The following is a 24,582-nucleotide window of genomic DNA, read 5'->3' on the forward strand; positions in this document are numbered from 1 at the left end:
AAAATAAAAGTAAGACGGATGGGCGGTCATGAGAGATGTGTTCAACATTGCATTGCACGCATTTGCCGTGCACTGGAATCACTTTATACGCCTAATCGAATGACGCTGCAACCGCAGGGGCCGCTAATCGGCCGGAAAACACGCGGATTTTGCGTATTTCAAGCCATCAAATTGCATCGAATAATCGTGTTTATCGAGAAACACGCGAAAACGCCCGGTTTGAGCCGGGCGCTTTGCTATGCTTGACGCATTTTTTGCGGTGCGCCATCCGACGCGTGACATGGCATGCGCCGCCCGCCTTACGCCGTGCCGCCGACCGTCATGTTCTCCATGCGCAGCGTCGGTTGACCGACGCCTACCGGCACGCTCTGGCCTTCCTTGCCGCACACGCCCACGCCCGAGTCGAGCGACATATCGTTGCCGATCATCGTGACGTCCTTGAGCGATTCGGGCCCGTTGCCGATGAGCGTGGCGCCCTTGACCGGGTACGTGATCTTGCCGTCCTCGATCATGTAGGCCTCGGACATCGAGAACACGAACTTGCCATTGGTGATATCCACCTGGCCACCGCCGAAGTTCACGGCGTACAACCCGCGCTTGACCGACGCGATGATTTCCTCGGGATCCTTGTCGCCGCCGAGCATGTAAGTGTTGGTCATGCGCGGCATCGGCAGTGCGGCATACGACTCGCGCCGGCCGTTACCCGTGACCGGCATCTTCATCAGACGCGCGTTCAGGCTGTCCTGCATATAGCCGCGCAGAATCCCGTCTTCGATGAGCGTGGTGCACTGCGTCGGATTGCCTTCGTCGTCGATGTTCAGCGAGCCGCGGCGGTTGGACAGTGTGCCGTCGTCGACCACCGTGACGCCCTTGGCGGCAACACGCTCGCCGAGGCGTCCGGAGAAGGCCGACGAGCCCTTGCGGTTGAAGTCGCCTTCCAGGCCGTGGCCGATGGCTTCGTGCAGCAGCACGCCGGGCCAGCCCGGCCCGAGCACGACGGTCATCGCCCCGGCCGGTGCCGGGCGGGCGTCGAGCTTGACGATCGCGCCGTCGACCGCTTCCTTGACGTACTTTTCGAGCAGATCGTCGGTGAAGAACGCGTAGTCCAAACGCGCACCGCCGCCGCTGTTGCCCATTTCACGGCGGCCGTTGGATTCGACGATGACCGTGACCGACACGCGCACCAGCGGACGCACGTCGGCGGCGATCACGCCGTCGCTGCGCGCGACCAGCACGACGTCGTATTCGCCGGCCAGCCCCGCCATCACTTGCGACACGCGCGGATCGCGTGCGCGCGCGAGCTTTTCGATGCGTTCGAGCAACGCCACCTTGCCGTTCGCGTCGAGCGAGGCGAGCGGATCGGACGGCAGGTACAGCCCGTGCCCGCTGGTATTCGAGAGCTTGCTACCGACCTTTACACGACCGCGTCCGGCTGTGGCGATGCTGCGCGTGGCCGCGGCGGCGTCCTTGAGCGCGATGTCGGAGATATCGTCGGAGTAGGCAAACGCAGTCCGGTCGCCCACGATGGCACGCACGCCCACGCCTTGATCGATCGAGAACGAACCCGATTTGACGATGCCTTCCTCGAGGCTCCAGGCTTCGCTGCGCGTGTATTGGAAGTACAGGTCGGCGTAGTCCACGCGGTGCGTGAAGATGTCGCCCAGTGCGCGTTGAAGGTGGCTTTCGTCAAGGCCGTACGGCGTGAGCAGCAGCTCGCGGGCCGTGGCCAGGTTCTGGATGCCGGTGTCGATGATTTTCATGCGGTGTCAGGCCAAGGAAATATGTTCGATAGATGAGGGCGGAGATAGCGAAATCAACCCTGCAGCGCGCCAGGCCGCCCCGCGCGCACGCCAGTACGTGGCAATGATGCGCGATGGCCCGTGGCCGCCAGGGGCCGCGGGTACGACGCCGAGCGTACCGTCGCCCATGGCACGGGGCAACTCGGGAAAACGCAGGGCGTCGCTACCCAACCGGCCCATGCGGCCATCAAAGACCCCGGCAAGGCGCGCTCCAAATGTCCGTATGGCAACGCCGGCGCGGCGGTGGACTGTGCGGTAGACGGTGTGTCGGGACTCGTCATGTCATGGGGGGAGGCGGCGCGAAACCGTGTCTCCGGCATTTCTGGCGAATAAAGCGGCATATGGTGCAAACCGAACGTCTCAGGCATCTCGGAAATGCCCTCAGTGGCCGCGCATGCCGGACGGCTGCGCGCTGTTTTGCGCGCCGGGCAGCGCTTCCGGGGATGGCACGATCTTACTCTTATTGCCGTCGGCTTGTTCGATGACGGGATTGTCCCAGGATCCGCTCACATGGTAGGTCGTCGAGAGCGTGCGCGAAAGCTGCTCGCCCAGCGCCAGTTGCGCGAAAAACGAACCGATGCCCAGTGCCGGGTTGACAATCGCCCACGCGAGCGACGCCGACGCCGCGTTGATCTTTGGCAGCACCAGCACGGTCAGGTCCTGCGTCTCGCGCGCGAGGTCGGTATGACCGTCGATCCTGATGGTCGCGGCATTGGCATTGATCGTCAGATCGGTGGTGTTGGCCACGCCACCCTGCATCGTGGCGTTCCCGTCGATGCTGTCGAATGGCAGGCCGCTGCCGATCACGCTGCTGAAATTGAACGTCAGGAACTTGGCGAGTGTCTGCACTGAAAAAATGCCCAGCAGCTTGGCCAGTCCGGGGTCGGCCTTCAGGATCTGCCCGCGCTTGAGATCGATCGTGACACGGCCGCCGAGCGTCGGGTAGTCGATCGCGTCGGGACCGCCTCGCCAACCGAAGCGGCCCGAGACCGTCCCCGAGCCGTCCTTGACGGTCTTGGGCAGCCCCAGGCGGTCGAGCAGGCCACCCGCGTCCTTCACGTCGAGATTGAAGTCGAGCACGGTGCGGCGCGGCACGTCGTCGCTCCCCGCGGGCGCTGCGCGGCGACGCGAGGTGCGCCAGTTGCCCTTGACGTTGAGCGTGGCGGCGCTGTTGCTGAGCGAGAGTTGGGTGAGTTGCCACACGGGCACGCCGTCCTCGATATCGTTGTGCGCGTTCAATTGCAGCCGGCCCAGCGGCTTGTCGCGAAGCACGAACTCATTGGCCACGACGTCGATGGCCGGGAACTCGTCGCTCGGCTCATCGAGCACTTGCGTGAGCACATCGTTGCCGTGGTCTTCGCGCGGGATCACCAGCTTCGCGAGCCGCGCGCGCAACGTGCCCGACGGGTTCTTCGCATCGGGCGCATGCCATTCGGCAAAGCCGGAAACGAGGTCGGAGGCCAGACTGACCTGCCAGTCGCGATCGCTGCGCTGGGCGCCCACCACCAGTTCCGGCCACTGGCGCGACATCAGGCGCACCTGCTTGGCATGCAGGGCGAGACGCGTCGGCAGGTAGGGCGTGAGCGCGCCGAACTCGTCGCGCGCCGTCGTGGCCGCGTCCGGCGTCCCCGCCGGGGCGGGCGGCGTGCCCGGGGCGCTTTGGGGGGCTGGCGCGTTGGCGGTCCTGGCGTCGCTGGTGAGCGACGCGATCACGCTTCGCCAGGCGTCCACGTCGAGCGTATCGAACTGGGCGGCTGCCTGAACGCCCTCGCGCGGGGCGGGCACGGGCTGGTTGATGCCAATGCCGCCACGCAGCACTTCGATGCGCGCGGGGCTCCCGGCGCTTCCCCCGCTACGCGCTTGCACGTAATTGCCTTGAACGCTGCCGACGGCGAAGTCGAGCGTATCGATGCGACGGCCGCCTGGATTCGGCTGGGGACGCAGCGTGAAGCGGGCGGGCAACGAGGTCTCCGCACGCTTGCCGAGCGGGGCGGGCAGGTTCACGGCCAGGCCGACGAGCGTGGATTGGACCGCCACCTCGGTCATGCCTTGACGCACCGTGACCGTTGCCGAATAGGGCGTGCCGCCCGTCATGCGCTTGGCCAGTTGCGCCAGCGACGCGCTGTCCTGATTGTCGCGCAGACCTTGCGCGCTCAACGTGCCGCCAATGTTCAGCGCGATGGTGCCGTCGCTGCGACTGCCGCCGGACGCGCGCACGTCGCCGCCGAGGAACGTGCCGCGCAGATTGTCGAGCGAAATACCGCGCTCGGTGAACGCGAGTTCCCCGTCCACGGCGCCGAAGGTCGGCAGACCGTTGAGCAGTGTGATGTCGTTGCGCAGGAAGCGCGCGCGGCCCGTGACCTTGGACCGATCGGTGTGGTCGAGCGGCATGGACAACTGCATCGCGAGCTGTGTGGTGCCGCTCGCGCGTGTTTCGTCGGTAAAGTCGCCGATCCAGTGCCCCACCGGGCTGCCATTCAGGTACTTCACGAAGTCGGCCGCCGGGCCGCGCGCGTCGCCCTTGAGCGTGAGCACGGAATCGTCCTGTCCGATGTCGTTGATGTCGCCCACCACCTGGGTGAGCGTGACGCCGAAGACTGTGGCGCTGTCGATGGCAATGTGCAGCTTGTCGGCGTCGAAGCGCAGATTGCCGCGCACCTTGTCGAAGGCCGGCCAGACTTCCGTGTGGCCGGGGCGCAGCGGTGACGGGTTGAAGGTGACGTCGACGAGCGGAATGTCGATGCGGAACTTGCCGCCGCCCTTGCCGTAAGGGAAGTCGTCGAGATCGCCCTGTACCGCGAAGGGCGCGTTCTGCACGGTGCCCGCGAGCAGCGCGCGTTGCAGATAATCGCGCACGCTCGCGCCGATGTCGGTCGGCAGATAGCGCGGCACCGCGCTGGCGCTTGCGCGCACAATGTTGCCCTTCAGGTCGACGAGGCCGTTGCCCTTGCCGCCGTTACGCCACGTGCCGGTCACATCGCCCGTCAATTCGGCGTTCTGCAGGTGCAGGGCGTCCACGCGCACCTCGACGTCCGCCGGGGCGTCGCGTTGCGTCGCCGAGTGCGAGACGCGCCACGACGTGCGCGCGGTGAGTGTATCGAGATCGATGCGCGGCTGGTCGAAGCGGCCCGGAAAGTCGAGCGCGGCGTGCTTCGCGTTGAGGGTCAGGCTGCCGCGCGACTGATCGGCGTCGATGTGCCCGCTCAGATTGGCGAAGCCCGGGCGTCCCGCATTGGGCGACCCCGGGTGCGCCGGCGGATGCTCACTCGGTGCGCTGTCGACACCAAGATCTTCAAAGTCGGCGACCACCCGATAGCGTTCGCGCTCGGGCGGCAGTTGCCGGATCCCCGGCAGGTCGCGCCAGTTGCCCGGGCCGTGCGGCTTGGGGGCCTGGTAGCTGATGTCGAAATTGGCCAGTCGGCCGCGTGGCTGAAAACTCGCGAGCGCGTCGCGCGTCTGCGGGGCGAGCGGCAGCGACGGCACGAGCGCCATCGCGGCGCCGATGTCGAAGCGCTGGCCCGCAAAGGTGGCGTGCAGTCCGTGCTCGTTCGTGCCCGGCGCGTAGGTGCCGCGCAGATCGGGCACGTCGAGCGTCGGGCGGCCCGCGGCTTGCAATGTCAGATCGCGGGCGCGCAGTTGCCAGCCGGCGTCGGCGTGGGGCGTTACGCGGGTCACGTCGATCCGGCCCTGCGTGGCGTCGAAGGTGAGCGGCGGTAAATCGTCGGCCCATTGCACCGACGTATTCGCTCCCGCGGCGCGCAGCGTTGCCCCCGTGATCGCCCCATCGTCGAAATCGACCCACGCCCGCGCGGCAACGCGACCGCGCGTGCCCTTGCCCGGCAAGTCGACGTAGCGGGCCAGTTCGGTCAGGTCGAGCGTGCCGACCTCGCCGTAGAGCTGACCGCGCCATCGTTTGACTTCGCCGGGGCGAGCAAACAGCGGATTCGTGAATCGTGCCCGAATGTCGAGCGGTGCCACGATGCCCGTCGGCGGCGTCGCCTGCATGCCGAATCGATGGTCGAAGCCGCGATTGCGCAGCATGGCGTTGACCTGCGTGACGACGACGTCGGGTGCGTTGCGCGTGGCATCGCGCCAGCGCAAGGTGCCGTTGCGGATCACGACGCGCGACTGACGCATCAGCCAGTCGGCGGCGGTCGAGTCGGTCGCGGCGCCGCCGGTCACCGGCATGCCCGCGACGAGAATCGAACCGTCGGTGAGGCGTTCGATGGTGAGATCGGGTTCGGACAACGTGAGGTTCGACAGGCGCACGTCGAGGTGGATCAGGCTGGTCCACGAGAGCACCGCATCGAGGCGGTGGAGCGTCAGGCTGGGCTCGGCGGGCGGTGGCGCCCCGGGCGGCGTGTCCGGCGAGGGGCGTGCTGCGTGCGTCGCGGGTGTCGCGGGCGTCGCGGGTGTCGTTCGAGCGCTGAGCGAGGGCGCGCGCGCGGCGGGGGAGCGGCGCGTGATGCGAACGTCTTCGAGCGTCAGGTAAGGGTGCCAGCCGTGCCAGACGGCATCGATGCGGCCGATGGTGACGGGCAGGCCGATGGCACGCGAGGCAGCCGCTTCGATCTGCGCTCGGTAGTCCGACACGCGCGGCAGGATGACGTAGCGGGTTGTGAGGACGACGGCGCCGAGTCCGAAATAGGCGATGACGACGAGCGCCAGCAGCCATTCCAGGCCCAGTCGCAAGCCACGCGGCAGTGACGAGAACCAGGACCGGTTGCCGGTGGACGAGGCGGGCGGCTTACGGTCGGTCATGCTGCGCGTCTACGAGGGAATGTGGTAGTTTCTGTGGCAAAGACTGTAACACAAGCCCAAGGCCGCCCGACGGCCCGGCCGTAGGAGAAATAGACGTGTGATCCGGCGTTTCATCGCGCACGGGTAAACCTTCGAAAGTCTCTTCAATCTCATTGATGACCGGAACCCCGCCAGTGAGTTCATCCGAAAATCCCATCGATATCCCGTCCTACTCGCGCTACGCGGCACGCATGCTGGCGAGCCGTCCCGCGCTTGTCGAGGCATTGCCCGCCTTGGCCGAGCACCCTGTGGACGCGCGTTGGCTCGCCCGTCGCTTCGAAGCCATCACCGGCACGCAGCTATCGCCGCCCGAGCAAGCCACAGGGGTCTCGGGCGTCGACGAGGCGGGCCTCGCCCGCGCGCTGCGCGTGCTGCGCGGGGAAGCCCTGTGCGCCGTCATGCAGCGCGATCTGGACGGTCGCGCCGAGTTGGCCGAGGTCACCGAAGCCATGACGGCCCTCGCCGAGTTCGCCATCCAGGCGGGCATCACGGTCCTCTCGCGCGACCTCGAAGCCATCCACGGCGTGCCGCGCAATGCGGACGGGCAGCGACAGACGCTTGCCGTGGTCGGCATGGGCAAGCTTGGCGGACGCGAATTGAACGTCTCGTCGGACATCGACCTGATCTTCGTCTATGAAGACGACGGCGATACGTCGGCGCCTGACGATGCCGATCCGGCGGCGGCGAGCCGCTTGCGATCGCTCTCGAACCACGAATTCTTCACCAAGCTCGGTCGCAAGCTGATCGGCATGATTTCCGAACTCACGCCGGACGGCTATGTGTTCCGCGTGGACATGCGCCTGCGTCCCAATGGCGATTCCGGGCCGCTCGTATGCAGCCTGCCGATGCTCGAAGAGTATTTCTACGTGCAGGGGCGCGAGTGGGAGCGCTACGCGTGGATCAAGGGGCGGCTGGTGTCGGAGGTGGCGAGCGAACCCGGCAAGCGCACCGAGCGGCTGCTCGCGGCACTGGTCCAGCCGTTCGTGTTCCGCCGTTACCTGGATTACGGGGTGATCGGCGCGATTCGCGCGCTGCACGAGCAGATTCGTCACGAGGCGGAGCGCCGCGCGCGCGCCAAGCCGGCACGCATCAACGACATCAAGCTCGGGCGCGGCGGCATTCGCGAAGTGGAGTTCTCCGCGCAAGTGTTCCAACTGATTCGGGGCGGGCAGGAGCCGGAACTGCGCGTGCGGCCGACGCTCGCCGTGCTGGGCGTGGCGGCGCGACGCGGCTGGCTCGCCCAGAATGTGGCCGACGAACTCGCGAACGCCTACGTCTTCCTGCGTAAGCTCGAACACCGTATTCAGTATCTGGACGATGCGCAGACGCACATCCTCCCGGCCTCCGGCGACGATCGTCTCGCGGTGGCACGTGCCATGGGCTTCCCCGACGAGGCGAGCTTCATGACGGTGCTCGACGAGCATCGCGAGTTCGTCGCCGCGCAGTTCGATGAGATCTTCGCGGACAAGGCCGGCGGCAGCGGGCGCAAGGCCGCGTCGGGCGCAGGCGATTGCGAATGTCCGCCGGAATTGTGGAGCGAATGTCTGGCCGACGAGACGCAGACGGGCGATCTCGGCGATCAACTCGCGCGCCTGGGCTTCACCGACGCCGACGGTGCCCTCGACCGGCTACGCGCCGTCTGGACGTCGTCGCGCTACAAGGCGCTGGGCGAAACCAGCCGGCGCCGCTTCGATCAACTGGTGCAGCGCGCCGTGCAAGGCGCGGCGGGCACGGGCGAGGCCGACGCCGTGCTCGCGCGCATGCTCGACCTGCTCTCGACCATCAGCCGTCGCAGTTCGTATCTGGCGCTGCTCACCGAGTATCCGCGCGCGCTGGAGCGCGTCGTCAAGGTGCTGGCCGGCTCGCGTTGGGCGGCAGGCTACCTGATTCGTCACCCGCAATTGCTCGACGAGCTGCTCGACGACGAAGCGCTCGCCGCGCCGTTCGACTGGGCGTCTTTCAAAACACAGTTGCTGTTGAGCCTGAACGCGTCGGGCGCGGCCGGCAACGTCGAAGTGCAGATGGATATTCTGCGGCGCGCGCATCACGCCGAGGTATTCCGCATCCTGCTGCTCGATTTGCAGGGCACGTTGTCGGTCGAGGCGATCGGCGACAGGCTCTCGGAACTGGCGGACATCATTGTCGACGTGACGATCTCGACGGTTTGGCAGCACGTGGCCACGCGCCACCGCGAGGTCCCGCGGTTCTCGGTCATCGCGTATGGCAAGCTCGGCGGCAAGGAACTGGGCTATGTGTCCGACCTCGACCTGATCTTCCTTTACGACGACGATGACGACCGCGCGCCGGACGCCTATGCCGCGCTCGCTCGCCGTTTCGTGACCTGGCTCACCACGCACACCGGCGCGGGCACGCTCTTCGACGTCGATTTGCGGCTGCGGCCGAACGGCTTGTCGGGCTTGTTGGTGACGAGCGTCGAGAGCTTCCGCCAGTACCAGTTCCGCGAGGGCAATGCGAACACCGCGTGGGTCTGGGAGCATCAGGCGCTCACGCGGGCTCGCTTCTGTGCCGGGGACGAGGCGATTGGCGCGACGTTCGAGACGATCCGCGCGCAGGTGCTCGCGACGCCCCGCGAGGCGCTACCGCTTGCCCAGGAAATTGTGTCGATGCGGCGCAAGGTGTTGGAGGGGCATCCGAACCCGACCCCGCTGTTCGATCTGAAGCACGATCGCGGGGGCATGGTGGATATCGAGTTCACCGTGCAGTACCTGGTGCTGCTGCATTCGGGGGCGCATCCGTCGCTGCTCCGCAATGCCGGCAATATCGCGCTGTTGCGCGAGGCGGCGCAACTCGGGCTGATCGACGCGACGCTTGCGGACGGTGCGGCCGCTGCTTATCGGATCTATCGCAAACGCCAGCACAAGTTGCGGCTCGATGGGGTGGAAGCGGCCCGCGTGCCGGCCAGTGATGTGGCGGCCGAGCGCGACGCCGTCATGGCGCTGTGGGATTCGGTGTTCGCGAGCGCCGGGCCGGTTTGACGACGCTCACGGGCGGACGATGCATCGCCGCCCGTGAGCCCGTGATTGCCCCGCGAGCGATCGGCGCGCGGTGGGGGCAACGTGCGCGCTCAGAGCGCGAGCATCTCCCGCGCGTGTTTGCGCGTGGTGGCGGTGATCTCGACGCCGCCGAGCATTCGCGCGATCTCCTCGACGCGCTCCGTGCGACCGAGCGGCTCGATTTCACTCATCGTCGAATCGCCGTCGCTGCGTTTTTTCACGCGCAGATGCTGGTGGCCGAGCGCGGCGACCTGAGGCAGGTGGGTGACGCACAATACTTGCCGCCCCTGACCGAGTTCCCGCAGCAAACGGCCGACCACTTCGGCCACGGCGCCGCCGATGCCCGAATCGACTTCGTCGAAAATCAGGGTCGGCGTGAGGCTCACGCTGCTGGCGATCACTTGCAACGCCAGGCTGATGCGCGCCAACTCTCCGCCCGACGCCACCTTGGCCAGCGGCCGCGTGGGCACGCCGGGGTGACCGGCGACAAGAAACTCGACCGTCTCCAGACCGAACGACTGCGGCTCCGGCGTGGGACTCAGGGCGACCTCGAAGCGTCCGCCCGGCATCGAGAGGTCCTGCATGGCGCGCGTGACTTCCCGCGAGAGCGACGCCGCGGCCGCCGCGCGTGCTTTCGACAAGGTGGCCGCCAGCGTCAGATAGCTTGCGTGCGCGGCGTCGGCGGCCGCCTGCATGGCGGCCGTGTCCTGCGACGCGGTCAGCTCTTCCAACTGGGCACGGCGTTCGGCTTGCTCGGCGGGCAGTTGCTCGGGCGTGACCCGGAACTTGCGGGCCGCCGAGTGCAGCGCCTCGAGCCGCTGCTCGACCACGGCCAGACGTTCCGGATCGAGATCGATGCGTTGCGCATAATGCGTGAGCGAGTGCACGGCTTCGCGAAGTTGGATCTCGGCCGGCTCCAGCGCGGCCAGTGCGTCGGCCAGCCCGGCATCGATCTCGGCCAGTTCGCGAATCTGGTGCACCACGTGACCGAGCGACGGGACGAGCGCACCATCCGCTTCCGCGAGCACGTCAAGCGCGCCTTGCACGCCGTTGATGAGGCTGGCGGCGTGCGACAGGCGGCGATGCTCGGCGCTCACGTCGTCCCATTCCCCTTCCTGCGGATTGAGTTTGTCGAGTTCGGATGTCTGCCATTCGAGACGCTCGCGCTCGAGCTGTAGCTCGCGGTCGCGCCCGTGGGCTTCCTCGCAACGTTTGACGAGACGCCGCCATTCCTTGTGCGCCGCCGCCGTGTCCGCCGCGAGCGCGGTGGCACCGGCATGGGCGTCGAGCAGGCGGCGCTGTGCGTCGGGGCGCAGCAACTGCTGATGGGCGTGCTGACCGTGAATGTCGACGAGCATCTCGCCGAGTTCGCGCAGTTGGGCGAGGGTGGCGGGCGTGCCGTTGACGAAGGCGCGCGAGCGACCGCCCGAGTCGAGCACGCGGCGCAGTAGCACGCCGCCGTGCTCTTCGAGCGTGAGCGCCTGCGCCTGCAGCCAGGCTTCGAGATCGGGGCGGGCCTCGGCGTCGGCGGCGAACTCAGCGGTAATGTCGGCGCGCGTTTGTCCGGCGCGCACCATACTGGTGTCGCCGCGCTCGCCCATGGCCAGCGCCAGCGCGTCGATCAGAATCGATTTACCCGCGCCGGTCTCCCCCGAGAACACGGTGAAGCCGGCGGAGAATTCCAGGTCGAGACGATCGACGATCACGAAATCGCGAATCGAGAGACTGCGTAGCATGGGCGGTCGGGTAGGGCGTGAAGTCAGGTCTGCGACGAATCTTCGTCGGAGATATGCTCGTTCCAGTGCAGCTTGCGGCGCAGCGTCGCGTAATAGTTGTAGCCGACCGGGTGCAGGAACGTCACCTGATGTTCGGAGCGGCCCAGCAGAATGCGGTCGCCCTGACGCAGCTCGGCAAACGACTGCATGTCGAAGTTGGCGCCGACCTCGCGCCCGCCGGTGATCGTGATGACGATATCGCTCGAATCCGGCAGCACGATCGGGCGGTTCGAGAGCGCGTGCGGGGCGATCGGCACGAGCACCACCCCACCAAGTCGCGGATGCAGGATCGGGCCGGTGGCCGAGAGCGCATAGGCGGTCGAGCCCGTGGGCGTGGCGACGATCAGGCCGTCCGAGCGCTGCTTGTACATGAAGCGGCCGTCGACGTCGACACGCAGCTCGACCATGCCCGAGATGCCCGAGCGGTTCACCACCACGTCGTTGAACGCGAGCGTCTCGAACAGCGTCTGGCCGTCGCGCTCGATACGCGCGGCCAACAGGGTGCGCTGCTCGGCTTCGAAATGCCCTTCGAGCATGGCCGGCACGACCTGACGCATCTCGTCGAGCGGAATGTCGGTGATGAAACCGACGCGTCCGTGGTTCACGCCGATGAGCGGCACCTTCGCGGCGGCCAGTTGGCGGCCGACGCCGAGCATCGTTCCGTCACCACCGATGACCACCGCCACATCGGCCTGCGTACCGATTTCCTGAATATCGAGGGGGCGGTAGGGGTCGGCGGCCGCGCCGATGTTGTGCGCCGTATCACGCTCGAAGATGACGTGATGTCCTCGCTGGGCGATGCATGCCGCCAGCGTGAGCAACGGTTCGGCAACGCCGTCGGCATGGTATTTCCCGACGAGCGCCACGGTCTTGAAAGGGCTCCCTGTTTTCATGCCGCCATTACACCATAAGTCGATGACAGCAACCATCGGCACGCGCGGCCTTGCCGGCCCCTCGGGGTTTGCCGCACGCCGTGCTTGTACATTTCGCGTTACAATTTTCGCCATGCTAGATCAACGTGCGCAAACGCTACTCAAAACCCTGATCGAACGGTACATCGCCGATGGCCAGCCGGTGGGGTCGCGCACGCTATCGCGATACTCCGGGCTCGATCTGTCTCCGGCGACCATCCGCAATGCGATGGCCGACCTCGAGGCGCTCGGCTTCGTGGCCAGCCCGCATACGTCGGCCGGTCGTGTTCCGACGCCGCGCGCCTACCGGCTGTTCGTCGACACCATGCTGACGGTAAGTCCGCTCGGCGATGCCGTGCATCAGTTGGCGTCGCAGGTGCAGACCCGGTTGCAGCCGGCCGGGCCGCAGCAACTGGTTGCCTCGGCGGCGGAAGTGCTGTCGAATCTCTCGCAGTTCGCGGGCGTGGTATTGACGCCGCGCCGCAGCCAGATCTTTCGGCAGATCGAATTCCTGCGACTGTCCGAAAAGCGCGTGCTGCTTATCATCGTCACCCCCGACGGCGACGTGCAGAACCGCATCATCCTGACCGAAAAGGATCACTCCCCGGCGCAACTGGTCGAGGCGGCGAACTACCTGAACGCCCATTTCGGCGGCCAAAGCTTCGATGAGGTGCGGGCCAGCTTGCGCGGCGAACTCGATGCCCTGCGCTCCGACATGAGTGCCTTGATGCAGGCGGCCGTTCAGGCGGGCAGCGACGCCATGGCCGATACCTCGCGCGAGAGCTTGCTGATCTCGGGTGAGCGCAATCTGCTGGGCGTGGAGGACCTGTCGTCGAACATGGCGCGACTGCGCAAGCTGTTCGACGTGTTCGAGTCCAAGACCGGCCTGCTGCAGCTGCTCGACGTGTCGAGCCGGGCGCAGGGTGTTCAGATTTTCATCGGCGGCGAGTCGAGCCTCGTCCCGATCGAAGAAATGACGGTCATCACGGCACCGTACGAAGTCGATGGCGAAGTGGTCGGCACGTTGGGCGTGATCGGCCCGACGCGCATGGCCTACGAGCGCGTGATTCCCATCGTCGACATCACGGCCAAGTTGCTTTCCAGCGCGCTCAGCCAGCATTAGGCGGCGGGGGCAGCGTGACGCCCCAGCCTGCGCGTCGCCAGGCGTAACGTCTCGCGTATTGTCCCGGGTCCCCCACGCCCCCTCTCGTTACACCCCCGTAGCATTCCTTTACACGCTGTCACACACGGCCGTCTTACGCTTGAAGCGTCACTTGTGGCGAAGCCGTCGTCACGGCCTTCGCCGAAGGATTCGGACAGATCAACAAGGTGGTGCGACCGAGACAACGCTTGGCGCGTGCACCGGACAGTGCCCGGAGTGTCTATGAAATCCCTGATTTCCTGGCGGACGGTGGTTCGCTGTCTTGGCGTCGGGCTCGCGCTCGGCGCCCTTGGCGCGGCAGGACTTCCCGCGCTGGCGCAGGCACAGAGCGCCGATCCCCCGGGGCGCGTGGCGCGTCTGAATGCATTCGACGGCACCGTCACGTACGCCCCCGCAGGTACCAGCGACTGGCGCTATGCCGATCGCAACCGGCCGCTCACCACGGGCGATGCCGTCTGGGTCGAGCGCAACAGCCGCGCCGAGATGCATGTGGGCGGCACGGCGGTTCGCATGGGGGCGTCCACGAGCGTCGTTCTCTCGGCCGTGACCGACCAGAATGTGCAACTGAACGTAACGCAGGGCACGGTCGGTCTGCATTTGAGGGCTTTCGATCCGAACCAGCCTTACGAGATCGACACGCCCAACCTGGCGTTCGTCCCGCAACAGGCCGGGGAGTATCGTCTGGATGTCGATCCGGGCGGGGTGACCACCGTGAGCGTCTGGCGCGGGGCGGCGACCGTCTACGGTCAAGGCGCGTCGGTCCCGTTGCAATCGGGCCAACGGGTGGCCTTTGTGGGCCAGAATCTGACGCAGCAGTCGGCCGGGCCCCTCGTGGCCGATGGCTTCGACCAATGGGTGCGCCAGCGCGACGCGCGCGAGGAGGGCTCGATCTCCGCGCGCTATGTGTCGCGCGACATGACCGGCTTCGAAAGCCTGGACGACTACGGCGCGTGGCAAGAGACCCCAGGCTACGGTGCCGTTTGGGTGCCGTCGGACGTGCCGACGGGGTGGGCGCCGTATCGCACGGGCCATTGGGCCTGGGTCGACCCGTGGGGATGGACCTGGGTCGACGATGCGCCGTGGGGCTTCGCGCCCTATCACTACGGACGGTGGGCCTATGTCGACGCACGCTGGTGCTGGGTGCCGGGGCCGGTCGCGGTGCGTCCGGTGTACGCCCCGGCACTGGTCGGCTGGGTCAGCGGCAACAGCGGCGGGAACGCATGGGGGATCACGTTTGCGGCAGGGGGCGCGGGACTCGCGTGGTTTGCGTTGGGTCCGCACGACGCGTACCGTCCGGCGTATCGCGCCAGCGCGTCGTATGTCACCAATATCAATCGATCGACGGTGATCCAGACGACCAACGTCACGAATATCCACGTCAACAATGTTTATGTGAACCGTAATGTGCGCGGCGCCGTCTCGACGATGCCGGCACAGGCGTTCGTGCAGGGCCGGAGGGTCGGCGCGCCGGTGGCATTGGCCGCCCCGCGCGCTGGACAGACTTGGCGTATCGGAAATACGCCGGGCGTCGCACCGGTGAAGCAGAGCGTGTTTGGCAACAGTCGCCCGGCGCCGGTCACGCCGCCGGCCGGCGTGTTCAACCGGCAGGTGCTGGCCACGCGTGCGCCGGTCGGTCGCGCCATGCCGTCGCGTGAACTCACGAGCACGCTGCACGCGGTGCCGAACGCCGGTGGCGCACCGCTGACGTTCAGCCAGAACGCGCAACCACGCCAGAGCGGCAGGTCGACGGGGCCGAACCCGCAGGGGCGTGTGCAACCGCGTGTGACGGTGGTCGACACGCACGGGCCGGTCGGTGCGGCGAACGCAGCGGCGGGTGCAACGCGCGCGCAACCGCCCCTCAAGGCCATGGGCGCGGAATCAGCGCATGGGGGGCCACCGCCGGCCCACGCTGTACCTCCGATGCAGACTGCGCCGGGAACGCCGGGAACGCCGGGAACGCCGGGAGCGCCGGGCATGCCAGGGGGGCCAGGGGGGGCAGGGGTGCCGGGAGTGCCGGGGCGCTCGGGGGTACCTGGAGTGCCGGGGGGCCCGGGAGAACCCGGGGTGCCAGGGCGTGGCGTTTATCAGAGTCGTCCGGGGCAGTTCGCGCCGCAGTCCCAACCGCCAGTCCGGGGTGGACAGACGGTGCCGTCCGGAGTACCACGCCCGCCGGGCGTGATGATGCCGGGGCAACCTGCCGTGCGAGGCGAAGCCCCGCAGGCGGTGCCTCAGCCTGGGCACGACGCGGCGCAACGGGACATGCAGCGGTATCGCCCATCCCCGCAGACGCCCGCGGCGTCGCCCGAGCCGCAGCGTGTTCAACCGGATGCGGCCGGAGCATCGCGTCGACCGCAGCAGTGGCAGTCGCACTCACAGCCGCAAGCGCCGCAGCAACCCGTTCGGCCGCAACCGCAGATGGCGCATCCTCAGCCGCAGCCGCAGCCGCAGCCGCAGCCGCAGCCGCAGCCGCAACCTCGTCCGCAGCCGCAGATCGAGCGTCAGCAAGCCGCGCCGAGACCGCAGCCGCAGATCGAGCGTCAGCAAGCCGCGCCGAGACCGCAGCCTCAACCGGACCATCCGCAGGTCCCCGCTCGGCCGCAGCAGCCACCGCAGGTGGTGCCGCACCCGCAACCGCAGGAACGTCCGCAGCCTGCGCCGCGTGAACGCAAGCCAGAGGGAGCGCAAGTCCCCGCGCATGGCGTCGAGCGTCCCTCCGCATCGCATCGTCCGTCACGCGAAGGCGAGCCCCCGCGCGGCTAATTGGCGCCCCGAATGCCGCGACCCCGCCGTCATCCCCTGACGGACGGCGGGTGCGTGGCGGCCGGGGCCCGGCACGTGGTGCCCGCCTTGCGGTAAAGTACGCTCCATGCGCTTCGATCCCGAACCCATTTCGCATGGTCAGACCGGCAAGACGGCCGTTCTGCTGATTAACCTAGGCACGCCCGACGAGCCGCGTCCCGCGGCCGTGCGCCGCTATTTGCGCGAGTTTCTGTCGGATCCTCGCGTCGTGGAAATTCCCTCGTTGATATGGCAGCCGTTGCTGCGGCTGGTAATCCTGCCGTTCCGCTCGCGCCAGTCGGCGCAAAAATACGCAACGATCTGGACGCGCGACGGCTCCCCGCTCAAGGTGAACACCGAATACCAGACGAACGCGTTGCGGGCCTTGCTGCACGCGAACGACTACGACGTGGTCGTCGACTACGCCATGCGCTACGGCAACCCGTCGATTCCGGAGCGCATTCGTGCGCTGCGGCAATCCGGCGTCGAGCGCATTCTGGTTCTGCCGCTCTATCCCCAGTATTCGAGCAGTACGACCGCCACCGCGACCGATGCCGTATTCCGCGTGTTCGGCCGGCTGCGCAATCAGCCCGATGTGCGCACGGTGCGCGACTATCACGATCATCCGGCGTACATCGAGGCATTGCGTCAGCAGGTCGAAGGCTACTGGCAGCAACACGGCCGGCCTGATTTCTCGGCAGGCGAGCGACTGTTGCTGAGCTTTCACGGCGTGCCGCGCCGCACGCTCGACCTGGGTGATCCTTACCACGATCAGTGCGTAAAGACCGCGCGTGCGCTGGGCGCCGCGCTGGGCCTCGACGAGACGACCTGTCGCCTCACGTTTCAGTCGCGTTTCGGCAAGGCTGAATGGCTGCAGCCTTACACGGCGCCCACGCTCGAAGAGCTGGGCCGCGGGGGCACGCCGCGTGTTGACGTATTCTGCCCCGGCTTCACCTCCGATTGTCTCGAGACGCTCGAGGAAATCAACATGGAAGGCCGCCACGCGTATCTGTCCGCGGGCGGCAAGGCGTTTCACTTCATCCCGTGCCTGAACGGCGCGAGCGCCTGGATCACGGCACTCGGCGAAATCGCGGCGCGTCACCTGCAAGGGTGGCCGGTGCTGACGCCCGAGGGGGCCGCGCAGGCGTCGGTGGCGGCGGTGGCCTCGACCCGGCAACGACAAGTGGCGGCCGTGGCGGCGTTCGAGGAAGCCAACGCCGCGGCGGTGGCATCGAACGCAACGGCTGCGACAGCCGCAGCGGCGCAGGGCCAGCCGGGAGCGAGCACGTGACGGTCAAGGTCGACGACTCTCCGCAGGCCGCCACACGCATCGACAAATGGTTGTGGGCGGCGCGCTTTTTCAAGACGCGTTCGCTCGCCACGCAGGCGGTCGAGCGCGGGCGCGTGCTGTGCAACGAGGCGCGCGTCAAACCGTCGCGCGACGTGCGTCCGGGGGATCTCGTCTCGGTGGACAACGGCAGCACGCGGTGGGACGTGCGCGTGAAGGCCATCGCGGAAGTCCGGGGCTCAGCCCCGGTGGCGCAGTCGCTATATGAAGAGACTGAGGCCAGTGTTCGCGCGCGTGCCGACGCGAGTGAACGCCGGCGTCTGTTCCAGGAGCCTGCCGCGCAACTGCACGGGCGGCCGACAAAACGGGATCGCCGCCGTCTCGGGGGCGTCGGCGAGTTGTAATGAGGGGAAGGGGGCGCCGCGCGAACTCAACGGTTGTCGTCGACGTGCGGGGTCCAAATTTGAGTTCGAAGTGCGAGAGCGCGGGCCTGTCGCCATAGCGGCCGCGCCCTCGGGTGACTAGCGCGAAGGAATTCCGGTATCGGACGAATGCACCGGAACGCCCGGCATTTCAAAGTCGTGATACAGCACCGCCCGCACGCCACCGTACTCGGTATCGCGGGGAGTGACTGCGCCGGACAAGCAGATCGTAATCGTTACCGTCGTCACCAACGCAAGGATGAAGACAACAGCCAGTGGCAGCTTCATGATGCGCTCCTGAAAGAACGCTCGACGGGACGGGGGATGTCCGGCGAGCGGCCGGGTTCAGCGCGGCACATGCATCCGCTGAACCGTATTTCATGTTAGGTCGCAGCAACGGCCGATACAATAGCGGACTCGTAACGCGTGTAACCGGATATTTATCGGCACGCGGCGCGCACCGGCATGGCGCACAGCGCGCCGCCAGCCCTTGAAATCGGTGTGAACGCCCCTACTATCCAAAGGGATTTGAACCGGTGGCGCATCGTCGTGGTGCGCCGCAAGAACCTTTTGACGACTCAAGCTCATGACTGAACCGCAAAACACCCCCGATCAGCCGATTCCGTCCCAGGCCGAAGCGGCCCCGACCGACGCGGCGGGCGCGAACGACGCGCTGCCCTCGGTCGAGGCGCAACTGCTGGCGGCCCAGGCCGAAGCGGCAGCCCTGCGCGACGACGCCTTGCGCGCGCGCGCCGAGATGGAGAACGTTCGCCGCCGTGCGGAAGAGGACGTGGCAAAGGCGCGCAAATTCGCCGTCGAGAGCTTCGCGGAGAACCTGCTGCCGGTGATCGACAGCCTGGAAGCGGCCGCAGCCGACAAGAGCGGCGATGTGGCCAAGCTCCAGGAAGGCGTCGCCCTGACGTTGCGCCAGCTTGTCTCGGCGCTCGAACGCAGCCGGGTGACGGTCATCGACCCGGCCGGTGCGAAGTTCGATCCGCATCAACATCAGGCCATTTCGATGGTGCCCGCCGAGCAGGAGCCGAACACCGTCGTCGCGGTACTGCAAAAGGGCTACCTCATCGCCGATCGCGTGCTGCGCCCGGCGCTCGTGACCGTCGCGGCGGCCAAGTAATCGGGCCGCGCCGGCGTCGGACGTCATGACATCATGGCAAGTTCCGGCAACCGGCACGGCATTCCCGGCCGTGGACTGCACGGACGTCATGCCGATGGTTACGCTGGCACGGCGCGGGGTAAAACCGGACGACAAGAAGGGTCTTGAAATGGACCGGGCTGTACCCATATGACGTGCAGATCAACGATTTGAGCGGGCCACAGGCCCCACGGAACGACGCAAAGGACGCTAGGAGAAATAAACATGGGCAAAATCATTGGTATCGACTTGGGCACCACGAACTCGTGCGTGGCCGTCATGGAAGGCAATCAGGTCAAGATCATCGAGAACGCGGAAGGTGCCCGCACCACGCCGTCGATCATCGCCTATATGGAAGATGGCGAGATTCTGGTCGGCGCACCGGCCAAGCGCCAGGCGGTGACCAATCCGACGAACACGCTGTACGCTGTCAAGCGCCTGATCGGCCGCCGCTTCGAAGAAAAGGAAGTGCAAAAGGACATCGGCCTGATGCCTTACAAGATTGTCAAGGCTGAGAACGGTGATGCCTGGGTGGAAGTGCGCGACCAGAAGCTGGCCCCGCCGCAGATTTCCGCCGAAGTGCTGCGCAAGATGAAGAAGACCGCCGAGGACTACCTGGGCGAGCCGGTCACGGAAGCCGTCATCACGGTGCCGGCCTACTTCAACGACAGCCAGCGTCAGGCCACGAAGGACGCCGGCCGTATCGCCGGTCTGGAAGTCAAGCGCATCATCAACGAGCCGACCGCTGCCGCACTGGCATTCGGTCTGGACAAGAAGGAAGGCGGCGACCGCAAGATCGCGGTGTATGACCTGGGTGGCGGCACGTTCGACATCTCGATCATCGAAATCGCGGACGTGGACGGCGAACACCAGTTCGAAGTGCTGTCGACCAACGGCGACACGTTCCTCGGCGGCGAAGACTTCGACCAGCGCATCATCGACTACATCATCGGCGAGTTCAAGAAGGAACAAGGTGTCGATCTGTCGAAAGACGTGCTTGCGCTGCAACGCCTGAAGGAAGCGGCGGAAAAGGCCAAGATCGAACTGTCGTCGAGCCAGCAGACTGAAATCAACCTGCCGTACATCACGGCCGATGCCTCGGGTCCGAAGCACTTGAACCTGAAGGTCACGCGCGCCAAGCTCGAAGCGCTGGTCGAAGAGCTGATCGCCCGCACGATCGATCCCTGCCGTCTGGCCATCAAGGATGCCGGCGTGAAGGTGAGCGACATCGACGACGTGATTCTGGTCGGCGGGATGACCCGCATGCCGAAGGTGCAGGAGAAGGTCAAGGAGTTCTTCGGCAAGGAACCGCGCAAGGACGTGAACCCGGACGAAGCCGTGGCCGCAGGGGCCTCGATTCAGGGCTCGGTCCTCTCGGGCGACCGCAAGGATGTGCTGCTGCTCGACGTGACGCCGCTCTCGCTGGGTATCGAAACGCTCGGCGGCGTGATGACGAAGATGATCACGAAGAACACCACGATCCCGACGAAGCACTCGCAAGTGTTCTCGACGGCCGACGACAATCAGCCGGCCGTGACGATCAAGGTGTACCAGGGTGAGCGCGAGATGGCCGCCGGCAACAAGTCGCTGGGCGAGTTCAATCTTGAAGGCATTCCGCCCGCCGCACGGGGTACGCCGCAGATCGAAGTGACCTTCGACATCGACGCCAACGGCATTTTGCACGTCGGCGCGAAGGACAAGGCCACGGGCAAGGAAAACAAGATCGTCATCAAGGCGAACTCGGGTCTGTCGGACGCCGAGATCGAGCAGATGGTCAAGGATGCCGAGCTGAACGCCGAGGAAGACAAGAAGGCGCGCGAACTGGCCGACTCCCGCAATCAGGGCGACGCCCTCGTGCACAGCACCCGCAAGGCGCTGACGGAGTACGGCGACAAGATCGAAGCCTCGGAAAAGGAAGCGATCGAGTCGGCCATCACGGCGCTGGAAGGCGCGCTGCGCGGTTCGGACAAGGCGGACATCGATGCCAAGGTCGAGGCGCTCGGCACTGCCAGCCAGAAGCTCGGCGAGAAGATGTATGCCGACATGCAGGCGCAAGCCGGTGCTGCGGGTGCCGCGGGCGCCGAGCCGGGCAAGCCGCATGACGATAACGTCGTCGACGCCGAAGTGAAGGACGTCACCGACAAGAAGTAAGGCGTGCATGGCGCGCGACGCTCATGAACGTGCGTCGCGTGTAGGCCGGGTATCGAAGTTCTCTGCCAAGGGAATCTCGACCCGGCTTTTTGCCTGATGGCGACATGCGCCAACATTGGAAAGACTTATGGCCAAACGTGATTACTACGAAGTGCTTGGCGTTGCCAAGAACGCCGCCGACGACGAAATCAAGAAGGCGTATCGCAAGCTGGCGATGAAGTACCATCCGGACCGCAATCCGGACAGCAAGGACGCCGAAGAGAAGTTCAAGGAAGTCAAAGAGGCTTACGAGATGCTCTCCGAGCCGGAGAAGCGTGCCGCGTACGACCAGTATGGTCACGCGGGCGTCGACCCGAACATGGGCGGCTTCGGCGGGGCGGGCGGTCAGGGCTTCGGCGGCTTCGCGGACGCGTTCGGCGATATCTTCGGCGACATCTTCGGTCAGGGCGGCCCTGGCGGTGCGGGTGCCCGTGGTGGCCGGGGCGGTCCGCAGGTGTATCGCGGCGCAGATCTGCGCTACAACATGGAGATCACGCTCGAGCAGGCCGCGAACGGTTTCGACACGCAGATTCGCGTGCCGAGCTGGGACGAATGCGAGATCTGCCACGGCAACGGCGCGAAGCCGGGCACGAAGCCCGAGACCTGCCCGACCTGTAACGGATCGGGCGCGGTGCGCATGTCGCAGGGCTTCTTCAGCATTCAGCAGACCTGCCCGAAGTGCCACGGCACGGGCTCGTACCTGCCCGACCCCTGCACAAACTGCCACGGCTCAGGCAAGATCAAGAAGACCAAGACGCTGGAGATCAAGATCCCGGCGGGTATCGAAGACGGCATGCGCATCCGCTCGGGCGGCAACGGCGAACCGGGTGTGAATGGCGGTCCGGCGGGCGACCTGTATGTGGAAATCCACATCAAGGCGCACAACGTGTTCGAGCGCGACGGCGACGATCTGCATTGCCAGATGCCGATTTCGTTCGCGACGGCGGCACTCGGTGGCGACATCGACGCCCCGACGCTGCATGGAAAGGCGACGTTCGAAGTGCCGGAAGGCACGCAGACGGGCAAGACGTTCCGCCTGCGCGGCAAAGGCATCAAGGGCCTGCGCGCGAGCTATCCGGGCGATCTGTACGTGCACGTGCAGGTGGAAACGCCGGTCAAGCTCGACGACAAGCAGAAGCAAATGCTGCGTGACTTCGATACCGCACTCAAGGCCGGCGGCGCCCGTCACAGCCCACAGACGAAGGGTTGGTTCGACCGCGTGAAGCAGTTCTTCGAGTAATTCCATGTCATGTGAAGCCCCCTTGGCCGCGTTCGCGCTGTTGGACGACAGCGCGGATCCGGCCGGCGGGGCGCGTCTGTATACCGGGCTCGTGCGCGAGGTGACTTGCGACGAGCCCGGTGTGCTTTCCGACGCGCTTCGCGAAGTGGAAGATGCCACGCGTCACGGCCTGCATGCCGTGTTGCTGGCCGACTACGAATTCGGTGTGCGTCTCGCGGGCGTACAGACGGTCGCGACGCGTCGCGCGCGGGGACGACTGCGTGCCCTGCTGTTTCGCGAGTTGCAGCGGCTCGACGCGACGCAAACGCAGGCGTGGCTGTCGCAACGCGAAGCGGCCGATGCCTGTGACGGCAGGGGGGCGCCTGTCGTTGCCGGTCACGGCGACGGCATTGCGCCGCCCGGCGTGGCCGGGGTCGCGGCGCTGCAAAGCGACGTGAGCGATGCTGCCTTCGACGACGCCATCGCTCGCATCCACGACTGGCTCTCGCAAGGCGAGTGCTATCAGATCAACTACACGTACCGTTTGAATTTCGACGCGTTCGGCTCGCCCGTCGCGCTGTATCGCCGGCTGCGCGCGCGCCAGCCGGTGCCGTACGGTGCGCTCGTCATGTTGCCAGGCGCGTCGGGCGTGGCCGGCCGGGCGATTCTCTCTCTCTCGCCCGAACTGTTCCTGCGTCATTCGCGCGGCCAGATCGAGGCGCGTCCGATGAAAGGCACGGCGCCGGCCAGCGGCGACGCATCGGTGGACGCCGAGCGCAGCGCCGCGCTCGCGGCCGACGAGAAGAACCGCGCCGAGAACGTGATGATCGTCGACCTGTTGCGCAACGACCTCGGACGGCTCGCGATACCCGGCTCGGTCGAGGTGCCGAGGCGCTTCGAGGTGACGCGATTCGCGAGTGTCCTGCAGATGACATCGACCGTCACGGCAACGCTGCCGCAAGCGGCGACGTTCGCCGACGTGTTGCGCGCGCTGTATCCCTGCGGTTCGATCACGGGCGCGCCGAAATATCGCGCGATGCAACTGATCGGTGAACTCGAGGCGTCGTCGCGCGGGCTCTACACCGGCGCGATCGGCTGGCTGGATGCACGCGAGGACGACCCGCACGCGCTTGGCGACTTCTGCCTGTCCGTCGCCATTCGCACGCTGGAACTCGATGCGCCTGACGCCAGCGGGTTGCGGCGTGGACGATTGGGGGTCGGAGCGGGCATCGTGCTCGACAGCCGGGCGCACGAGGAGCGCGAAGAGTGCAAGCTCAAGGCGCGTTTCCTGAGTGCGCTCGATCCGGGCTTCGAACTCTTCGAGACGATGCAGGCGACGCAGGCGACGGGCGTGGCCCATCTCGCGCGGCACATGGCGCGCCTGGCGGCGTCTGCGACGGGGTTCGGCTTCCGGTTCGATGAGGCGGCCTTGCGTGCACGGATCGATGCGGTTGTCGCCACGCTGAGCGAAGACGACGTTCACCGTGTGCGTCTGGCGCTCTCGCATGACGGCACGGTCGCGATAACGCACGCCGTGCTGGCACCGCTACCGGGCAAGTCGGTCAAGGTGCTGCTGGCGGCGGCCGACGATCCCGCGAGCACGACCCGCGCGAACGACCTGTTCCTGCGCCACAAGACCACGGTGCGTGCGCGTTACGATGCGGCGTGGAAGAGGGCGGAAGCGAATGGCGCGTTCGACATGCTGTGCTTCAACGAGCGCGGCGAGCTGACCGAGGGCGGGCGCAGCAATGTGTTCGTCAAGCGCGACGGTATCTGGATGACGCCGCCGCTGTCGTGCGGTGTGTTGCCGGGCGTGATGCGCGGGGTGATGCTCGACGACGCGAAATGGTCGGCGGTGGAAGCCGTGCTCACACGAGACGACGTGCTGAGCGCACAGGCAATTGTCGTGTGCAATGCGCTGCGCGGTGCGCTGCCTGCGACGGTGTTGGCGGCGCCATCGACGACGCCATTGACCGCTTAAGTCGCTTCAGTCGCTTCAGTCGCTGCAGTCGCTTCAGTCGCGTCAACCAGAACCAGCACACCCGGCGACTCACGCACGGCGGCGCCAACCCGC

General features: G+C 66.6%; 13 protein-coding genes and 1 pseudogene. 9 read left to right on the forward strand and 5 right to left on the reverse strand.

What is annotated here, in order from left to right; all coding sequences use genetic code 11:
- Nucleotides 1-299: 299 nt before the first annotated feature.
- Nucleotides 300-1,760 (reverse strand): metalloprotease TldD, encoded by a 1,461-nt coding sequence (gene tldD, locus PCE31107_RS06785; RefSeq protein WP_017235819.1) that lies wholly within the window; start codon nucleotides 1,758-1,760, stop codon nucleotides 300-302.
- 420 nt (nucleotides 1,761-2,180) lie between these two features.
- Nucleotides 2,181-6,560, reverse strand: coding sequence for a YhdP family phospholipid transporter (locus PCE31107_RS06795; RefSeq protein ID WP_150607336.1), 4,380 nt, complete (start codon nucleotides 6,558-6,560; stop codon nucleotides 2,181-2,183).
- 155 nt (nucleotides 6,561-6,715) lie between these two features.
- On the opposite strand from PCE31107_RS06795, the gene glnE reads away from it, so the two are divergent.
- A complete protein-coding gene (glnE, locus tag PCE31107_RS06800) occupies nucleotides 6,716-9,595 on the forward strand; it encodes a bifunctional [glutamate--ammonia ligase]-adenylyl-L-tyrosine phosphorylase/[glutamate--ammonia-ligase] adenylyltransferase (RefSeq protein ID WP_150607338.1) in 2,880 nt (959 codons plus the stop codon).
- 89 nt (nucleotides 9,596-9,684) lie between these two features.
- On the opposite strand, the gene recN is transcribed toward glnE, so the two are convergent.
- Together recN and PCE31107_RS06810 are read right to left on the reverse strand one after the other, a co-directional pair.
- Nucleotides 9,685-11,349, reverse strand: coding sequence for a DNA repair protein RecN (gene recN, locus PCE31107_RS06805; RefSeq protein WP_150607340.1), 1,665 nt, complete (start codon nucleotides 11,347-11,349; stop codon nucleotides 9,685-9,687).
- 23 nt (nucleotides 11,350-11,372) lie between these two features.
- Nucleotides 11,373-12,281 carry an NAD kinase gene (locus PCE31107_RS06810; RefSeq protein ID WP_130026886.1) on the reverse strand — a complete coding sequence of 303 codons (909 nt, stop codon included), beginning with the start codon at nucleotides 12,279-12,281 and terminating at the stop codon, nucleotides 11,373-11,375.
- Here PCE31107_RS06810 and hrcA point away from each other — a divergent pair.
- From hrcA to PCE31107_RS06830, 4 genes and pseudogenes are all read left to right on the forward strand, one after another.
- Nucleotides 12,280-13,422: a heat-inducible transcriptional repressor HrcA gene (gene hrcA, locus PCE31107_RS06815; protein WP_085982686.1), complete on the forward strand. Its 1,143-nt coding sequence runs from the start codon at nucleotides 12,280-12,282 to the stop codon at nucleotides 13,420-13,422. The genes PCE31107_RS06810 and hrcA overlap by 2 nt on opposite strands.
- A gap of 261 nt (nucleotides 13,423-13,683) precedes the next feature.
- On the forward strand, nucleotides 13,684-16,221 hold the full coding sequence (locus tag PCE31107_RS23790) for a DUF6600 domain-containing protein (protein WP_150607342.1): 2,538 nt from the start codon (nucleotides 13,684-13,686) through the stop codon (nucleotides 16,219-16,221).
- Between the two features lie 106 nt (nucleotides 16,222-16,327).
- Nucleotides 16,328-17,359: pseudogene (hemH, locus tag PCE31107_RS06825) on the forward strand (ferrochelatase); the annotation flags it as partial.
- Nucleotides 17,360-17,526: 167 nt separating this feature from the next.
- Complete coding sequence (locus tag PCE31107_RS06830) at nucleotides 17,527-17,931, forward strand: RNA-binding S4 domain-containing protein (protein ID WP_130026884.1); 405 nt, start codon at nucleotides 17,527-17,529, stop codon at nucleotides 17,929-17,931.
- A gap of 117 nt (nucleotides 17,932-18,048) precedes the next feature.
- On the opposite strand, the gene PCE31107_RS06835 is transcribed toward PCE31107_RS06830, so the two are convergent.
- Complete coding sequence (locus PCE31107_RS06835) at nucleotides 18,049-18,237, reverse strand: hypothetical protein (RefSeq protein ID WP_130026883.1); 189 nt, start codon at nucleotides 18,235-18,237, stop codon at nucleotides 18,049-18,051.
- A 298-nt stretch (nucleotides 18,238-18,535) separates the two neighbouring features.
- Between PCE31107_RS06835 and grpE the strand changes: the two genes are divergently transcribed.
- The 4 genes from grpE (at nucleotide 18,536) to PCE31107_RS06855 (ending at nucleotide 24,489) form a co-directional block, all read left to right on the forward strand.
- Nucleotides 18,536-19,081 carry a nucleotide exchange factor GrpE gene (gene grpE, locus PCE31107_RS06840; protein ID WP_017232022.1) on the forward strand — a complete coding sequence of 182 codons (546 nt, stop codon included), beginning with the start codon at nucleotides 18,536-18,538 and terminating at the stop codon, nucleotides 19,079-19,081.
- Between the two features lie 243 nt (nucleotides 19,082-19,324).
- A complete protein-coding gene (gene dnaK, locus PCE31107_RS06845; protein WP_150607346.1) occupies nucleotides 19,325-21,250 on the forward strand; it encodes a molecular chaperone DnaK in 1,926 nt (641 codons plus the stop codon).
- A 127-nt stretch (nucleotides 21,251-21,377) separates the two neighbouring features.
- A complete protein-coding gene (gene dnaJ, locus PCE31107_RS06850) occupies nucleotides 21,378-22,529 on the forward strand; it encodes a molecular chaperone DnaJ (protein WP_017232024.1) in 1,152 nt (383 codons plus the stop codon).
- 4 nt (nucleotides 22,530-22,533) lie between these two features.
- Nucleotides 22,534-24,489, forward strand: a complete 1,956-nt coding sequence (locus tag PCE31107_RS06855) for a chorismate-binding protein (protein ID WP_174966568.1) — start codon at nucleotides 22,534-22,536, stop codon at nucleotides 24,487-24,489.
- The last annotated feature ends 93 nt before the right edge of the window (nucleotides 24,490-24,582 follow it).

Source organism: Pandoraea cepalis (assembly GCF_902459625.1).
In the GTDB taxonomy this organism is placed as follows: Bacteria; Pseudomonadota; Gammaproteobacteria; order Burkholderiales; family Burkholderiaceae; genus Pandoraea; species Pandoraea cepalis.